At 52.6% G+C, this 14,641-nt stretch carries 15 protein-coding genes; 12 read left to right on the top strand and 3 right to left on the bottom strand.

Going from position 1 to position 14,641, the window contains the following annotated elements:
- Positions 1-2 precede the first annotated feature (2 nt).
- Positions 3-1,691, bottom strand: a complete 1,689-nt coding sequence (locus ABDW36_RS06025; RefSeq protein ID WP_343700975.1) for a M23 family metallopeptidase — start codon at positions 1,689-1,691, stop codon at positions 3-5.
- Between the two features lie 121 nt (positions 1,692-1,812).
- On the opposite strand from ABDW36_RS06025, the gene ABDW36_RS06020 reads away from it, so the two are divergent.
- The 8 genes from ABDW36_RS06020 to ABDW36_RS05985 all read left to right on the top strand — a co-directional run bounded on the left by ABDW36_RS06020 (position 1,813) and on the right by ABDW36_RS05985 (position 8,552).
- Entirely contained in the window at positions 1,813-2,220 is a 408-nt protein-coding gene (locus tag ABDW36_RS06020) for a DUF4332 domain-containing protein (protein WP_343700974.1), read from the top strand.
- A 141-nt stretch (positions 2,221-2,361) separates the two neighbouring features.
- A complete protein-coding gene (gldA, locus tag ABDW36_RS06015) occupies positions 2,362-3,264 on the top strand; it encodes a gliding motility-associated ABC transporter ATP-binding subunit GldA (protein WP_343700973.1) in 903 nt (300 codons plus the stop codon).
- 75 nt (positions 3,265-3,339) lie between these two features.
- Positions 3,340-4,629 (top strand): phosphopyruvate hydratase, encoded by a 1,290-nt coding sequence (gene eno / locus ABDW36_RS06010; protein ID WP_343700972.1) that lies wholly within the window; start codon positions 3,340-3,342, stop codon positions 4,627-4,629.
- A gap of 85 nt (positions 4,630-4,714) precedes the next feature.
- On the top strand, positions 4,715-5,029 hold the full coding sequence (locus ABDW36_RS06005; RefSeq protein WP_343700971.1) for a septum formation initiator family protein: 315 nt from the start codon (positions 4,715-4,717) through the stop codon (positions 5,027-5,029).
- Positions 5,030-5,249: 220 nt separating this feature from the next.
- Complete coding sequence (locus tag ABDW36_RS06000; RefSeq protein WP_157986358.1) at positions 5,250-5,387, top strand: hypothetical protein; 138 nt, start codon at positions 5,250-5,252, stop codon at positions 5,385-5,387.
- Positions 5,388-5,405: 18 nt separating this feature from the next.
- Positions 5,406-6,053, top strand: a complete 648-nt coding sequence (gene nth / locus ABDW36_RS05995; RefSeq protein WP_343700970.1) for an endonuclease III — start codon at positions 5,406-5,408, stop codon at positions 6,051-6,053.
- A gap of 102 nt (positions 6,054-6,155) precedes the next feature.
- Positions 6,156-7,337 (top strand): nucleoside permease, encoded by a 1,182-nt coding sequence (locus ABDW36_RS05990; RefSeq protein ID WP_343700969.1) that lies wholly within the window; start codon positions 6,156-6,158, stop codon positions 7,335-7,337.
- A gap of 24 nt (positions 7,338-7,361) precedes the next feature.
- Positions 7,362-8,552, top strand: a complete 1,191-nt coding sequence (locus ABDW36_RS05985) for a Gfo/Idh/MocA family oxidoreductase (protein WP_343700968.1) — start codon at positions 7,362-7,364, stop codon at positions 8,550-8,552.
- 54 nt (positions 8,553-8,606) lie between these two features.
- Here ABDW36_RS05985 and ABDW36_RS05980 read toward each other — a convergent pair whose 3' ends face one another.
- Positions 8,607-9,227: a DUF6134 family protein gene (locus ABDW36_RS05980; RefSeq protein WP_343700967.1), complete on the bottom strand. Its 621-nt coding sequence runs from the start codon at positions 9,225-9,227 to the stop codon at positions 8,607-8,609.
- 115 nt (positions 9,228-9,342) lie between these two features.
- On the bottom strand, positions 9,343-11,190 hold the full coding sequence (locus ABDW36_RS05975; protein ID WP_343700966.1) for a 2-oxoacid:acceptor oxidoreductase subunit alpha: 1,848 nt from the start codon (positions 11,188-11,190) through the stop codon (positions 9,343-9,345).
- A gap of 509 nt (positions 11,191-11,699) precedes the next feature.
- On the opposite strand from ABDW36_RS05975, the gene ABDW36_RS05970 reads away from it, so the two are divergent.
- The 4 genes from ABDW36_RS05970 to ABDW36_RS05955 all read left to right on the top strand — a co-directional run bounded on the left by ABDW36_RS05970 (position 11,700) and on the right by ABDW36_RS05955 (position 14,601).
- Positions 11,700-12,017, top strand: a complete 318-nt coding sequence (locus ABDW36_RS05970) for a carboxypeptidase-like regulatory domain-containing protein (RefSeq protein ID WP_343700965.1) — start codon at positions 11,700-11,702, stop codon at positions 12,015-12,017.
- A 150-nt stretch (positions 12,018-12,167) separates the two neighbouring features.
- Positions 12,168-12,935, top strand: coding sequence for a head GIN domain-containing protein (locus ABDW36_RS05965; protein ID WP_343700964.1), 768 nt, complete (start codon positions 12,168-12,170; stop codon positions 12,933-12,935).
- A 99-nt stretch (positions 12,936-13,034) separates the two neighbouring features.
- Complete coding sequence (locus ABDW36_RS05960; protein WP_343700963.1) at positions 13,035-13,571, top strand: RNA polymerase sigma-70 factor; 537 nt, start codon at positions 13,035-13,037, stop codon at positions 13,569-13,571.
- A 49-nt stretch (positions 13,572-13,620) separates the two neighbouring features.
- Positions 13,621-14,601, top strand: a complete 981-nt coding sequence (locus ABDW36_RS05955; protein WP_343700962.1) for a FecR domain-containing protein — start codon at positions 13,621-13,623, stop codon at positions 14,599-14,601.
- The last annotated feature ends 40 nt before the right edge of the window (positions 14,602-14,641 follow it).

Genomic DNA, 14,641 nt, shown 5'->3' with positions numbered 1-14,641 from the left:
TTCTAGCGTTTAAACGTCAAAGTATATGTGGTTTCGTTGTTCGCAATATCAGTTACGGTCAGCTTCAGGGTGTGGCTACCGGGGGGGCAGTGCTCGTCAAAGCTGTAGCTGAGCACATTCCCTCTCCGTGAAAACCGCAGCCACTTCCCGTCCAGCTCCGCGCGGTAAGACTTGATGCCGCTGGCATCACTCATGGAGAAAGACATTTTTCCTGCCTTTGACAGGTTGATGCCAGGTTTCAGCCCGCCCAGCGGGGTGATCCTCGGCTTCACGGTATCCGCCGTGAGATAAAAATCTCCCAGGTCGCGGAAGGTGCCCTTATACCAGCCGTTTTCATACACGGCCGCGGAAATGCTTTCTCCCGCTCCTTTCCGCACAATCACCATTTTATTTTGCAGCTCCGCGGGCACCGGCCTTACAGGCTTGATGCGCAGCCCGAAGTTGTAGTGGACCGGCACCAGCGCAGTATGTAACCGGTAGGTGTTGGAATAAGCTGTAGCGTTAGGAATTTCAACATACCGGAAACAAATTTCGTCATACAAAGATCCTTCTTCCAGATAAAATTCCACAGCATTATTTTCAAAAATATTACGGGATTCCGGGTACATCGTATTGGCGCAAACCGGTACCGCAGGCGGGGTGCCGGACTGCTGCAGCGTAATCTTCACATCAGATTTATTGCCGTAAGCGTCCGTTACGCGCAGCGTAACCGGGTGCGGTTGTTTGTCAGACAGATCGATGGTGCCGTCACCTATCATTTCCTTGTAAATGCCCAGCTGGTTGCCGGGCAGCGCAAACAGCAGTTGCACGTAAGGGCCGCCCCCCTTCTTCATTTTGTAGTCTATATGGGCATTGAGGTAGCGGGTTTCGTCATAGCCGATATTGTCCAGCTGGAAACCGCAGTCAATCTCCCCGTTCTGTATCAGCATGGCTTCATAGATGCCGTTGGGATTGGGAGAATTGCTCTGCCTGTCAAGTGCGGAAATGCCGAGCCCCACCTTGTCTGTAGGAACGGTAACCACCGGGCGGGTGGCCGTATAGCCTGCGGCGGTCTTTTTCACCGGCACCACAATGGGCGTCTGTTCATAAAAGCTGCGGTTACGGTCGTAAACCACTATGCGCGATATTTCCGGGTCTCTCGTGTCAGGTATGTTGAAGCCGAACAGCATGGGGTTCAACGGTTTTTCGGTTTGAGTGTCCCTTATCTCGAAATGGAGGTGCGGGCCTGCGGAGCCACCGGTGTTGCCGCTCCAGGCTACAAACTCACCTTTTTTAACGGGAAACAGGCCCTCCGGTATGGTAAGGTCTGCCGCCCAGCTTTCCTGCTCATACTGCTTGCGGGTCACATATTCTTCCAGCAGCGGGTAGAACCGGTTGAGGTGGGCATACACCGTCGTATAACCGTTGGGGTGAGTGATGTACAGCACATTGCCGAAGCCCAGGTGTGATACCCCAACACGGCTGACATACCCGTCTGCCGCGGCATGTACCGGCAGGTTTTCCCGTTGCTGGGTTTTGAGGTCGAGCCCGGAATGGAAGTGATTGGGGCGCAATTCCCCGAAGTTGCCCGCCAGTTCAATGGGCACGTTCAGCGGGTTCCTGAAATATCCTTTAGGGTACTGTTTTTCCGGTAAAGCCTGCGCCAACACAAGCTGGGGCATCATTAGCAACCAAACTAGCTGTCTTTTCATCCTGTAAAAGTAATTGATATGCTGTGAAGGTTTAAAATTACGATGAAACACAATCATTTAACATATTTTTCAACTAAAGGTGACAGAGTTTCCTTAATTTCCAACTACCAAAACAACAGTTATGAGCTACCCGATTCATGAAATACAGGGCATTGGCCCCAATTATGCCAGCAAGCTGATAGGCATCGGTATAGATACCGTGGCCAAATTGCTGGAAGACGGCAATACACGTACCGGCAGGCTGCGCCTGGCCGAGTCTACCGGCATTCCGGAAAGCCTGCTGCTGAAGTGGGTGAACCATGCAGACCTGATGCGCATCAACGGTGTGGGAGACCAGTTTGCAGAACTGCTGGAAGCCGCCGGCGTTGATACCGTAAAGGAACTGCGCAACCGCGTTCCGGAAAACCTGCACGCCAAGGTGACAGAGCTGAACGCCCTTAAGAACCTGAGCGGCAGGGTGCCCTCCCTGGCAGAAATAACAGGAATGATCAGCCAGGCCAAAGACCTGGAGCCGGCCATTTCCTACTAATAACAAGGCATCTTAACGCTAATATCAACCTACAACTGTTTATTGCATTACAGACGCCTTATGAGCGGCCTGTGCCTTCCAGGGCACGGGCCGTGTTTTTTCTGTTTTTTCGTCTTACTTTAGTCTCCGCAAAAACTATCCATGTCTATCATCGTATCGCAGATCACCAAGCTGTACGGGCAGCAAAAAGCAGTGGACGGCATCTCTTTTGAGTTGCAGAAGGGCGGTATTGTAGGCTTTTTGGGGCCTAACGGCGCCGGCAAATCCACCACCATGAAGATCATCACGAGCTACCTTCCTCCCAGCGAGGGGCAGGCCAGCGTGTGCGGGTTTGACGTGGCCAAACAGCCCATGGAAGTGCGGCGGCGGGTAGGGTACCTGCCGGAAGCCAACCCGCTGTACCCTGACATGTACGTAAAGGAGTTCCTGGAATTTACGGCCGGCCTGCACCGCCTGGGGCGGGAAACCGGGCCGCGCATCAGGGAAATGATAGGCCTTACCGGGCTGGGACCGGAGCAGCACAAAAAGATAGGCGCCCTTTCCAAAGGATATAAACAGCGTGTAGGCCTGGCCCAGGCACTGCTGCACAACCCTGAAGTACTGATTCTTGATGAGCCCACTTCCGGCCTTGACCCCAACCAGCTGGCGGAGATAAGGGCTCTCATCAAAAGCCTGGGAGAAGACAAGACAGTGATGCTCTCCACCCATATCATGCAGGAAGTGGAAGCCATGTGCAACCGGGTGATCATCATCAACAAGGGCCGCATTATAGCAGACGACGCCATCAGCGCCCTGCAGCAGGGGGGCGGGGCCTACATACAGGTGCAGTTCAGCGAGGCGGTGCCTGCCGGGGAACTGGAGCAGCTGCCGGGCGTAACCCGCGCCGTGGCGGCGGAAGGGCATGTATGGCGGCTGTATACGGCCGAACCGGAAACCGTACGGAAAAACCTGCTTCAATTCTCTTTGAATAATAACCGGAACATCCTTTCTTTGCACAGCAATTCGCAGTCGCTCGAAGCGGTGTTCAGGGAACTGACAAACTAGTGGTACACGCAGCCGGGTAGGCGCCGGCGGCTGAAAATTCACTTTTTCTAGATTTAACAATAAAAAATTTTACCCATGAGTATCATTTCAGAGATCCATGCCAGACAGATTTTAGACAGCCGCGGCAACCCCACGGTAGAAGTTGATGTAACCACAGAAGACGGCCACGTAGGCCGGGCCGCGGTGCCTTCCGGCGCTTCCACGGGCAAGCATGAGGCCGTAGAGCTGCGTGATGGCGACAAGGGCGTGTACATGGGCAAAGGCGTGATCAAAGCAGTGACCAATGTGAACGAAGTAATTGCTGATGAACTGATTGGCTGGGACATCAGTGACCAGGCCGGTGTAGACAAACTGCTCATTGAACTGGATGGTACTGAAAATAAAGGCAAACTGGGCGCCAATGCCACCCTGGCGGTGAGCATGGCCGTAGCCAAAGCCGCTGCAGAAGCCTTCGGCCTGCCCTTGTTCCGCTACCTGGGCGGCGTAAACGCCACCACCCTGCCCATTCCCCTCATGAACATCGTGAATGGCGGTGCGCACGCTGATAATAAAATAGATTTCCAGGAATTTATGATTGTGCCCGTAGGCGCCGACAGCTTCTCTGAAGGCCTCCGCTGGGGCGTGGAAATTTTCCACCACCTGAAATCCGTACTGAAGAAAAAAGGCTATAGCACCAACGTGGGTGACGAAGGCGGCTTTGCCCCCGAGATCCAGAGCAACGAAGAAGCCATTGAAACCGTGCTGCAGGCTATTGAAGCTGCCGGTTACAAGGCAGGCTCCCAGATAGGCATTGCCCTGGACGCGGCCAGCAGCGAAATGTATAGCGACAAGGACGGCACCTACAAATTCTATAAAAGCTCCCAGAAAGTGATCAGCAGCGATGAAATGGTGGCTTACTGGGCGGAATGGTGCAAAAAATATCCCATCCTCTCTATTGAAGACGGTATGGCGGAAGACGACTGGAACGGCTGGAAAAAACTCACCGAAACCGTTGGCGGCAGCGTGCAACTGGTGGGAGACGACCTGTTCGTGACCAATGTAAAACGCCTGAAACAGGGTATTGAGCAAAATATTGCCAACAGCATCCTCATCAAGGTAAACCAGATAGGTACCGTTACCGAAACCATCAACGCAGTGAACATGGCGCACAAGGCAGGTTATACCTCCATTATGAGCCACCGCTCCGGCGAAACGGAAGACACCACTATTGCTGACCTTGCCGTGGCCCTCAACTGCGGCCAGATAAAAACCGGTTCTGCCAGCCGTACAGACCGTATGGCCAAGTACAACCAGTTGCTGAGGATTGAAGAACTGCTGGACAGCAGCGCTTTTTATCCGAAAAATTCAATTAAATTTGGTAAGTAATCACCACGCACCTTTTTAGTGGTCAATCAATACAAAATTTTCCGGGTGCCGGCCTGCCGGTACCCGGACCTTTAAAACGCAGGGCATGGAAACGAAGAAGCGCTTTACTCTCCCCTCTTATCTCCGCAACAAATACATTGTGTGCGGCGCTCTCTTCCTTGCCTGGCTGATATTTTTAGACCGGCATAACTCCTTTTCCCAATACCAGCTCTACTCCGAAGTAAACCAGCTGGAAACCCAGAAGGCCTTTTACCGGCAGGAGATAGACCGCGCCCGGCAAGACCAGTTTGAGCTGCTTTCCAGCCCGGAAAAGCTGGAAAAATTTGCCCGGGAACAATACCGCATGAAAAAGGACGATGAAGACCTCTTTATTGTACCCCTTCCTCCCAAAAACAAGTAACCAACTGGTTTTCAACCCGCTACAAGCCCCAACAAATTGTTAAAAAATTGCTTTTTCCAAAAAATTGGCTTAAATTAACAATACTATCCCGTCATTCGTCGTTATTTAAGTGTTATATCTACATAAATTCCATTTAATTTAACAAATCAATCGCATGAGCAATTTTACACTCCCCTATTCAACTCCTAACTGTGCTGTAACTGACCCGCAAGGGAAAACTATGCAAGAGAAACAGGAAATGACGCGTGAAGAGCTGCAAACGTTGCAAATATTGGACACGCTGCAGTACGCCCCCCGTACCAGTACCCTGGTGGCCATTTTTGAGCATGCCGGGAATGTTCAGGAGGAACAGCGTTAGTTTTATTATTTTGCAGGCATGACGAAAAAAGAACGGTTCCAGTTTGTAATCGACTATTTTGAGCACCATGCCCCCAACGCAGAAACAGAACTTATTTACGACAACCCGTATCAGTTGCTGGTAGCCGTGATATTGTCTGCCCAGTGTACAGACAAGCGGGTGAACATGACCACGCCGGCCATATTTGCACGTTATCCGAACGTGGAAGCCCTCAGCCATGCCACCTTTGACGAGCTTTTTCCCCTGATCAAAAGCATCAGCTATCCCAACAATAAAACCAAACACCTCATTGGCATGGCCAATATGGTGATGGAAGATTTTCATGGAGAAATACCTTCCACAGTACCGGAACTGGTCAAGCTGCCCGGTGTGGGCCGCAAAACTGCCAACGTTATTACCAGCGTGGTATACCAGCAACCCAATATGGCGGTAGATACACATGTGTTCAGGGTATCTGCCCGGCTGGGGCTCACCACCAACGCCAAAACGCCCTTGCAAACAGAGCAGCAACTGCTAAAATACATTCCTGAAGAAAAAGTGCATGTTGCCCACCACTGGCTTATACTCCATGGCCGCTATATCTGCGTGGCGCGCAATCCCAAATGCGGCGAATGCGGGCTGCGGCCGGTGTGCAAATATTATCGCACCCTGGTAAAGCCTGGCTGAAAGAGGTACTAACAAACGCCATCCGGGCAGTGAAAAAATCAATCAGCAACGGATGAAAGGATAAATTGTTTTCGTTATCTTGATAGCAAAACCCTTCGCCACGTGAATACCAGCATAAGACTTCAATTATCCTTCATGATGTTCCTCGAATATTTCATTTGGGGAGCATGGTACGTTACCGTTAATACTTACATGGTTACCAACCTGCAGGCCACCGGCCAGGAGGTAAGCTATGCCTATATGGCCCTGGCCATTGCCACCATGATCTCCCCGTTTATTGTGGGCATGATAGCAGACCGTTATTTTTCCGCGCAGAAAATCATGGGCGTATTGCACCTCGCCGGCGCCGCAGCCTTGCTGCTGGCTTCCCTTACCAGCAATACCTACCTGTTCATCGGCATAGTGCTGGTGTACTCGTTGCTGTACATGCCTACCATTGCGCTTAGCAACAGCGTGGCCTTCAGCCAGATGTCCGACCCGGGCAAACAGTTCCCCGGCGTTCGTACATTCGGCACCGTTGGCTGGATAGTTGCAGGGTTGCTCATCGGCTACCTGGCCATTGAAAAGACCGCCGCCATCTTTTATATAGCCGCGGCCGCCTCCGCTCTACTGGGCCTCTTCTGCTTTTCCCTGCCAGACGTGCCGCCCAAAGGCAAAGGAGATTCCGCCGCGCAGGTACTGGGCACAGAAGCATTTGTGCTGTTCAGGAACAGGTCTTACGTGGTATTCTTCATTTCCGCCGTGCTCATCTGCATTCCCCTCAGCTTTTATTACAGCTTTGCCAATCTCTACCTCAATGAGGCAGGCATGGAGAATGCAGCCGGCAAAATGATCTACGGGCAGATATCCGAAGCAGTGTTCATACTGGCTATTCCCTTCCTGCTGCGCCGCATCGGCGTAAAAAAGATGCTGCTGGTAGGCATGGCGGCCTGGGTGCTGCGGTACATCTGCTTTGCCTACGGAGATATTGGCGCCAACCTGTGGATGCTTTACACCGGCATCATCCTCCACGGCATCTGCTACGACTTTTTCTTCGTTACCGGGTATATGTATACGGAGAACAGGGCCGGGGAAAAGATCAAAAGCGCCGCGCAGGGCCTCTTTACTTTTGCCACCTACGGCCTGGGCATGGTGATAGGCACCCTGTTTTCAGGGATGGTGGCAGACTATTACATGCTCAACGGCACACGCCAGTGGCAAAGCATCTGGATGGTACCCGTTTATATTGCCGCAGCGGTAATGATCTACTTTATGCTGGCATTCAGAGATAAAAAACCAGTCTGAAACTTATAAAAACACTAATTGACTATGGCAAAAATTGCAATGCTGGGTTCCGGGTTCATTGGGCGGTTCTATGCAGACTCTCTGCAGGGCCAACGCAGCCGGGACAAAATTGTAAGCATCTATTCACGCCGCGAGGAAAGCGCCAAAAAGTTTGCGGCAGACTATAATTGCGCGCACTGGACCACCAACATGGAAGAAGCCATTAACCACCCTGATGTGGACATGGTTTGCATTTCCCTGCCCAACAACCTGCACGAGGCTGCCGTACTGGCCTGCTGCAAGGCCAGAAAAGCCGTTATGTGCACCAAGCCGCTGGGCAGGAACGCGGAAGAAGCCAAACGTATGCTGGAAGCAGTAGAGAAAGCCGGCATCTTTAACGGCTACCTGGAAGACCTGGTGTACACCCCTAAATTCCTGAAAGCACTGGCCAGCGTGAAAAGCGGCTCCCTGGGACGTATTCTCTGGGCCAAATCACGCGAGACGCACCCTGGCCCCCACAGCGAATGGTTTTGGGACAAAGAGCAGGCCGGCGGCGGATGTATACTTGACCTGGGCTGCCACTGCGTGGAAATTTCCCGCAGCTTCATCGGCAAAGACATCAAACCCCTTGAGGTAATGTGCTGGGCAGACACGCAGGTGAAACCCATAGATGCGGAAGACCATGCCATTGGCCTGGTAAAATATGAGAACGGCGCCATAGGCCAGTTTGAAGTGAGCTGGACCTTCCGGGGCGGCCTCGACCTCCGTGACGAGGTAATGGGCTCCGAAGGCACCATCTGGCTCAACAGCTTCCTGCGCACCGGGTTTGACATGTTCACCACCGGCAAAGGGGCAGATTATGTGGCGGAAAAAGCGGAGAGCAACACCGGCTGGCTGTTTCCCGTAGGTGACGAGCTGAACGAGCTGGGCTACAACCACATGTTTGCAGATATGTTCAACGCCGTAGAGGCCGGCAAGCAGCCGCAGGAAACGTTTTACGACGGGTACGTGGTGAACGCCATCCTGGACGCGGCGTACAGATCAGCCAAGTCCAAACTGTGGGAACCGGTGAAGCTGGAAGTGTGGCGCGGGAAAGAAGGAGCAGACCAGGAAAAGGCGCTGACCAGCTACAACGAGCAGTTTTATCTTATCAAAGACGAAGTGACCCACTTCGGCAGCCGCAAGCTGATACTGAAAGACAAAAAAACCGGTCAGATCGTTGAGCAGGTGATGTAAAACGGCAGGATAATTACTTATACAGCGGGCCCATCGGCAGATGGCGGCCCGCTTTTATTTTTTCTCCAGCAGCCGGAAGGTAGCGCGGCCCAGGGAATGATTGATCTCCACCTGCATGAGGCGGCCTTTTGAATAGGTATAAAAATTCTGCCGGCCTTCCGGCAGGCCCAGGGCATAGCGGCCGTCTGCCAGGCGCTTGATGGGCAGAAAGCGGCCCAGTGTTTCCGAGTATACCTCTTTTATTTCTTTCGGTTCTGTAAAGTAAAGGTCACTAACGCAAAAAGTGATCTGGGGAACAGGAAAGGGTGTACGCACTCCTTTACGGGTAACGTTATAGCCCCTGTCTGCCTTTTCAGTGAGCGTTTCCCGGTTGTCGTCATTGGGACGGGCCTGTATACGGGTAACCCTGCCGCGGTGCAGCACATTATGCTGGTATACTGTTTCAATATCCGTTTCCATACGGGAAAGCAGCTTGGACTGGACGCGGCTGCGGATGGTGATGCGGCGGGAGGGGCCGGTAGTTTCCTGCTTCACGTCAAGCTGGCCTACGGCGTTGTTGCCAAACAATATCTCGTATGTATGGGATTGCCCGGCGGCCTCCATGGCGGCAAGGAAAGGGAATATCAGTATAATCAGTATCCTTTTCAGTTGGTTTGGCTTTCGGGTTATGTGCATGAGCGAAGCATCGCTGCCTGTTACGTATAGCAATATACGAAAATCCGTAACGAAACGCGGTGTAAGCTTTCCTATTCAACGCGCCCCGTTACGGATAAATTGCGGTAACCGGTTATTACAGCAGCTCCTTGATGCGGGCTACCAGTTCACCCTTGGTAATGGGCACGCCCATAATTTTATTATATCCCTGAGCCGGTATCAGGAACTGGTCACGGATGATCTTGATCAGCTGACCGTTGTTGATTTCCGGGATCAGTACATGCTCGTAACTGTGCAGTATCTCTGCCAGGTTTTTGGGGAAGGGGCGCAGGTGGCGGATGTGCGCATGGGCTACCTGGTGGCCTTCTGCCAGCAGCTCCAGCACGGCGCTCTTGATGGCCCCGTAAGTAGAGCCCCAGCCCAGTACCAGCACCTTGCCCTTTTCCGGGCCTACTTCAATTTTCTGCAGGGGAATATGGTCTGCTATCTTGTTCACCTTCTCCTCCCTGATTTTCACCATTAACTGGTGGTTTTCAGGATCGTAGCTCACGTTACCGGTAATATTCTGCTTTTCCAGGCCGCCAATGCGGTGTTCCAGGCCGGGAGTACCGGGCACGGCCCAGGGCCTCACCAGGTTCTCGTCCCGCTGGTAGGGGAAAAACTGCTCTTCCCCTTCGTCCAGCCCTCTTTTGAACTTCACGGTAATGGGCTGCAGGTCATCGCTCTTCGGAAAGCGCCAGGGTTCTGCCCCATTGGCAATATACCCGTCACTCAGGAAAATAACGGGGGTCATATGGTTCACCGCAATGCGGAACGCTTCATAAATGCCGTCAAAACAGTCTGACGGCGTGGAGGCAGACACAATGGGCATAGGGCACTCGCCATTGCGGCCGTAATAAGCCTGCAGCAGGTCTGACTGTTCCGTTTTGGTAGGCAGGCCCGTAGAGGGGCCGCCGCGTTGAATATCTACTATCAGGAGCGGTATTTCCAGCATTACAGCCAGGCCCATGGCCTCTCCTTTCAGGGCCATGCCGGGACCGGAGGTGGTAGTAACGCCCATATGGCCGCCGTAAGAGGCGCCAATGGCGGAGGTAATGCCCGCTATTTCATCTTCCGCCTGGAAGGTACGGATGCCAAAGTTCTTGTACCGGCTCAGCTCATGCAAAATGTCTGAGGCCGGGGTAATGGGATAGGTACCCAGGAAAATAGGCAGGTCTGCCTTCTGGGAAGCGGCTACCAGGCCGTAAGCCAGGGCCGTGTTGCCCGTAATGCTGCGGTAAGTGCCGGGTTCCATGCGGGCCTTTTCTACCTTGAAACGGGTGGAGAAGGCCTCTACCGTTTCGGCAAAATTGTAGCCTGCCTGCAGAACTTTCAGGTTGCTGTCAAGTATCTCCGGTTTTTTGCCGAATTTATCCGTGAGGAAGTTCACCGTGCTGCTCATATCCCGGTCATATAACCAGTAGAGGAAACCCAGCACGAACATGTTTTTGGCGCGGTCTTTTTCTTTCATGCCCAGGGTAGACTCTTTCAGGGCCTCCCGGGTCATTTTGGTCACGTCCATGGTATGGAGCTGGTAGTTGGCCAGGGAGCCGTCTTCCAGCGGGTTCACACCGTCAGGGTAGTTGGCCAGGCGCAGGTTTTTGGAGTCAAACCCGTCTGTATTGGCAATAATGATCCCCCCTTTTTTCAGCCCTTTCAGGTTGGCTTTGAGGGCGGCGGCGTTCATGGCCACCAGCACGTCACAGGCGTCTCCGGGGGTGAATATGCGGTTGGAAGAAAAGTGTAGCTGGAATCCGCTCACACCGGGCAGGGTACCCTGCGGGGCGCGGATCTCCGCCGGGAAGTCAGGGAAGGTGCTGAGGTCGTTCCCGATCAGGGCGGTATTATTGGAGAACTGGGTGCCGGTGAGCTGCATCCCGTCCCCGCTGTCTCCCGCAAACTTGATCACTACATCCTCTATCTGCTGAATCGTTTTATTGGACATTGGTGGATTCTTTATAATGAATATATATAATAATAAAGTCCGTAAAATTAGGGAATCAACCGGTAACTTTCCGGCCTTCCCCGGAGCAAAAGTACACAAAGTCGGTAGACTTTTCAGAAAATATCCTGACATGCCCTGCAGGCGCGGCTTTCAGCGTCCCAAAAACCTTACTGTTGTTACTTTTGGCAAAATATTTGTGCTGCCTAAGCCACGCAGAAAAAAGCGCTGCGCCGCTCTGATTGAAATAAAAAGAAGATCCATCGTACCGGGATGAACGGTTACAACGGGCCCGGATAAACGAAAATGTTAAAACAGCAAATCCAGTACAGGCCTGAATGTTAAAGGATCTTTAAAGAAATGTTAAATAGCGTTGAATGGCGCTTATGGCATGGTAATTGTAAATTTTACACTGAATCTCATTCAACATACAATCGCTAAATTTTAATCACTATCGGGAAAACACTACTTGAACCATTTCTTTATTATTAAACCTTTTAAAATTGTATGCTATGAAAAGGACAAAAATGAGCCTGTTAGCACTGGCGGCCGTAGCTTTCGGCGCCTTCGCCTTCAAAGGATTCCAAGGCGGATCTATCACTGGTAAAGTAGTACCTGCAGACGGCGCAACTGAAGTATGGGCCGTATCTGGTACAGACACGCTGAAAGCACCCATAGCAGAAGGAGCATTCTCCATTGCGGATGCCAAAGCTGGCACTTACACCGTAGTTGTTGACGCCAAGGAACCTTTCAAAGACGCAACCATCACAGACGTGAAAGTGGAAGACGGTAAAGGTACCGATCTTGGAGAAATCAAGTTAGCGCAATAGTTGGTTTTCATAGGGGTTAATCGAGCCGGTTTCCGACGCCAAGTCGGGAACCGGCTCATTTTTTTTGCCCTTTTCTAGGGGTAGCCGTCCGTATTGCCGTTATCAGGGTATACAAGTCACCCATTGTGGCTATCCCTAAAACAATTTGATATGAAAATGACGGCTAAAAAAGAAACCATCGTTACCTACAGCGGGCTTTGCACGGGTCTCCTGCTCTGCCTCCTGGTTATTTTCGGACTTATTCTCACCGGCTGCGCCAAGGAAAATCTCTACGGCTCAGGCAGGGTGGTGACTGAAGAGCGCACCGTGGCACGGTTTGAAGACCTGGTGCTGGAAGGCCCGCTGGAAGTGCACCTCAAACAAGGTACGGGCGCTCCCCTGCGCCTTGAAGCGGAAGACAATGTGATGCGGTTCATAGAAACCACTGTGAACGGCGCCACCCTCCGCGTAAAGATCCGGGACCATGTGAACCTTAAGCGGATCAAACCCATTCACGTGTATGTGGACAGCGAAAAGTACCGCAAAATAGTTTTCTCCGGCTCCGGCTCGCTCAACAGCACCGGTACAGACACCATCAACACCACGCTGTTCAGTTACGAGATCAACGGCAGCGCCAATGCCAACCTGAGAGTAGCGGCCAATGAGGTGAACATATGGGTCAATGGCTCCGGCAACCTGCAACTGGAGGGCACCACCGGAGACTACAGCTCTGAGATCAATGGCAGCGGCAACATCAGCGCGGCCGGCCTTCAATCTGTTAATGCCAGCATCCGCATCAACGGCTCCGGCGAGCAGCAGATATGGGTCACGGAAAAGCTGGATGCCCGCATACAGGGCAGCGGCAACATTCGATACAAAGGAACGCCCGCCACGGTCAACACGTCCGTGAGCGGCTCCGGCAAGGTAACCAAGTTATAGCGAACGGATTGTCACATGAAAGCTACCGGAATACTGTCACCCACTGCACTAGGCATGAATGCCCACACTGTCAATCACAGTAAAGGTTATTTTTGTACCATGCCCGAAAACGCCCGGTTACAAAAACTATTGCAGGAAGACGAGCGCCAGTTCATGGAGGCGCTTTTCAAAACCTTTTTCCCCCTGGTATGCAAGGCCATTTACCGCCTGGTGCCGGATATGGCCACGGCGGAAGACCTGGCCCAGGAAGTGTTCATCAAGATATGGAACCGCCGCGACCAGCTGGGCGACATCTATTTCAAGGCCTACCTGCACCGCGCGGCGGTAAATATGGCCCTGGATCACATAGACAAAAATAAACGCCGGGGCGGCGCTCCGCAGGAGATCAGCCCGGCACAGGAAGAACTGGTGGCCACCGCGCCGATGGTACACGTAAAGGAAACAAGGGCCCGCATCCAGCAGGCGGTAGACGCGCTGCCGGAGAAATGCCGGGAAATATTCGTGCTGAGCAGGTATGAAGAAATGAGTTACAAGGAAATAGCGCAAACACTACAGATATCCGTGAAAACGGTGGAGAACCAGATGATCACGGCACTTAAAAAACTACGCGTGTCCCTCCGGGAATTCCTGGAATAACACTGTCACATCAACCAGATCCAAATCATTCGTCATTGAATTAAAGAGCATGTTGAACAACGATCACATAGAAACACTGATTGCCCGGGAAATTGAAGGGGAGATCACTACCGCGGAGCGGGCTCAGCTGGAAGACTGGCTGCAGCAGGATGTTGCCAACCGGCAATATTATGAGGCCCTCAAAGATACCTGGGGCCTTACGGCAGACGCATACAAAAACGTACCGGAACCAGACGTGGAGGCCAACTGGCAGCGCTTCACGCGTACCACCCTGGAGGGCCCCTCCCCGCTGCGGGTAGCGGCCAAACGCAACACCTGGTGGCGTCTTTCTGCCGCGGCGGTAGTTATGGTAGCGGCCGCCGGCCTGGCGTTTGCCCTGCTGAAAGGCTCAGGCACTACTACCCTGGTGGCCGGCGCAGACAAAAAAGAGGTGATACTGCCAGACGGCAGCAAGGTATTCCTGAACCGCAACAGCCAGCTGAGCTACAATAAAAATTTCGCCAAAACCAACCGCAGCGTAACGCTGGAAGGTGAGGCCTTTTTTGAGGTAACCGCCGATGCGGGCCGGCCCTTTACGGTAAAGGCAGGCGCTTCTCAAACGCGGGTGTTGGGCACTTCTTTCGTGATCAAGGCGTACGAGCATAAAACGGTACAGCTGAACGTAGTAACGGGTAAGGTGGCCTTTTCAGGCAAGAGCGGTGACGCAGGCGCACTGGTGCTTACTGCCGGCCACACCGCCATTTTGCAATCTGACAAGGCCCCGCAGCAAGTGCAGAATACAGATCCCAACTTCATGGCCTGGAAGGAAAACCGCCTGGCTTTCCGGAAAGTACCGCTATACAAGGCGCTCACGGCTATGGAAGATTACTTCAATGTACGTATTGTTGTTACAGACAGCAGCCTTCTAAATCTTGACTTCAACGGTACCTTCGAAAATCCCGGTCTGCAGGAGCTGCTGGAAGTGATCTCGAAAGCGGCGGATGTAAAAGTGACGGAAGACGGGCAGGGAGTGTACCGCATCAGCCGGTAATTGCCAGCTTTTGATAAATGAGTCCGGGCCAGTAAGTGGG

Origin of the sequence: Chitinophaga sp., assembly GCF_039596455.1 — a bacterium.
GTDB lineage: Bacteria > Bacteroidota > Bacteroidia > Chitinophagales > Chitinophagaceae > Chitinophaga.
This window is presented reverse-complemented; position numbering and strand designations above follow the sequence as displayed.

Bases quoted from the DNA above. Each gene is read 5' to 3' on its own strand.
- ABDW36_RS06025 (WP_343700975.1), bottom strand. From the start codon at position 1,691: ATGAAAAGACAGCTAGTTTGGTTGCTAATGATGCCCCAGCTTGTGTTG.
- ABDW36_RS06020 (WP_343700974.1), top strand. From the start codon at position 1,813: ATGAGCTACCCGATTCATGAAATACAGGGCATTGGCCCCAATTATGCC.
- gldA (WP_343700973.1), top strand. From the start codon at position 2,362: ATGTCTATCATCGTATCGCAGATCACCAAGCTGTACGGGCAGCAAAAA.
- eno (WP_343700972.1), top strand. From the start codon at position 3,340: ATGAGTATCATTTCAGAGATCCATGCCAGACAGATTTTAGACAGCCGC.
- ABDW36_RS06005 (WP_343700971.1), top strand. From the start codon at position 4,715: ATGGAAACGAAGAAGCGCTTTACTCTCCCCTCTTATCTCCGCAACAAA.
- ABDW36_RS06000 (WP_157986358.1), top strand. From the start codon at position 5,250: ATGCAAGAGAAACAGGAAATGACGCGTGAAGAGCTGCAAACGTTGCAA.
- nth (WP_343700970.1), top strand. From the start codon at position 5,406: ATGACGAAAAAAGAACGGTTCCAGTTTGTAATCGACTATTTTGAGCAC.
- ABDW36_RS05985 (WP_343700968.1), top strand. From the start codon at position 7,362: ATGGCAAAAATTGCAATGCTGGGTTCCGGGTTCATTGGGCGGTTCTAT.
- ABDW36_RS05980 (WP_343700967.1), bottom strand. From the start codon at position 9,227: ATGCACATAACCCGAAAGCCAAACCAACTGAAAAGGATACTGATTATA.
- ABDW36_RS05975 (WP_343700966.1), bottom strand. From the start codon at position 11,190: ATGTCCAATAAAACGATTCAGCAGATAGAGGATGTAGTGATCAAGTTT.
- ABDW36_RS05970 (WP_343700965.1), top strand. From the start codon at position 11,700: ATGAAAAGGACAAAAATGAGCCTGTTAGCACTGGCGGCCGTAGCTTTC.
- ABDW36_RS05965 (WP_343700964.1), top strand. From the start codon at position 12,168: ATGAAAATGACGGCTAAAAAAGAAACCATCGTTACCTACAGCGGGCTT.
- ABDW36_RS05960 (WP_343700963.1), top strand. From the start codon at position 13,035: ATGCCCGAAAACGCCCGGTTACAAAAACTATTGCAGGAAGACGAGCGC.
- ABDW36_RS05955 (WP_343700962.1), top strand. From the start codon at position 13,621: ATGTTGAACAACGATCACATAGAAACACTGATTGCCCGGGAAATTGAA.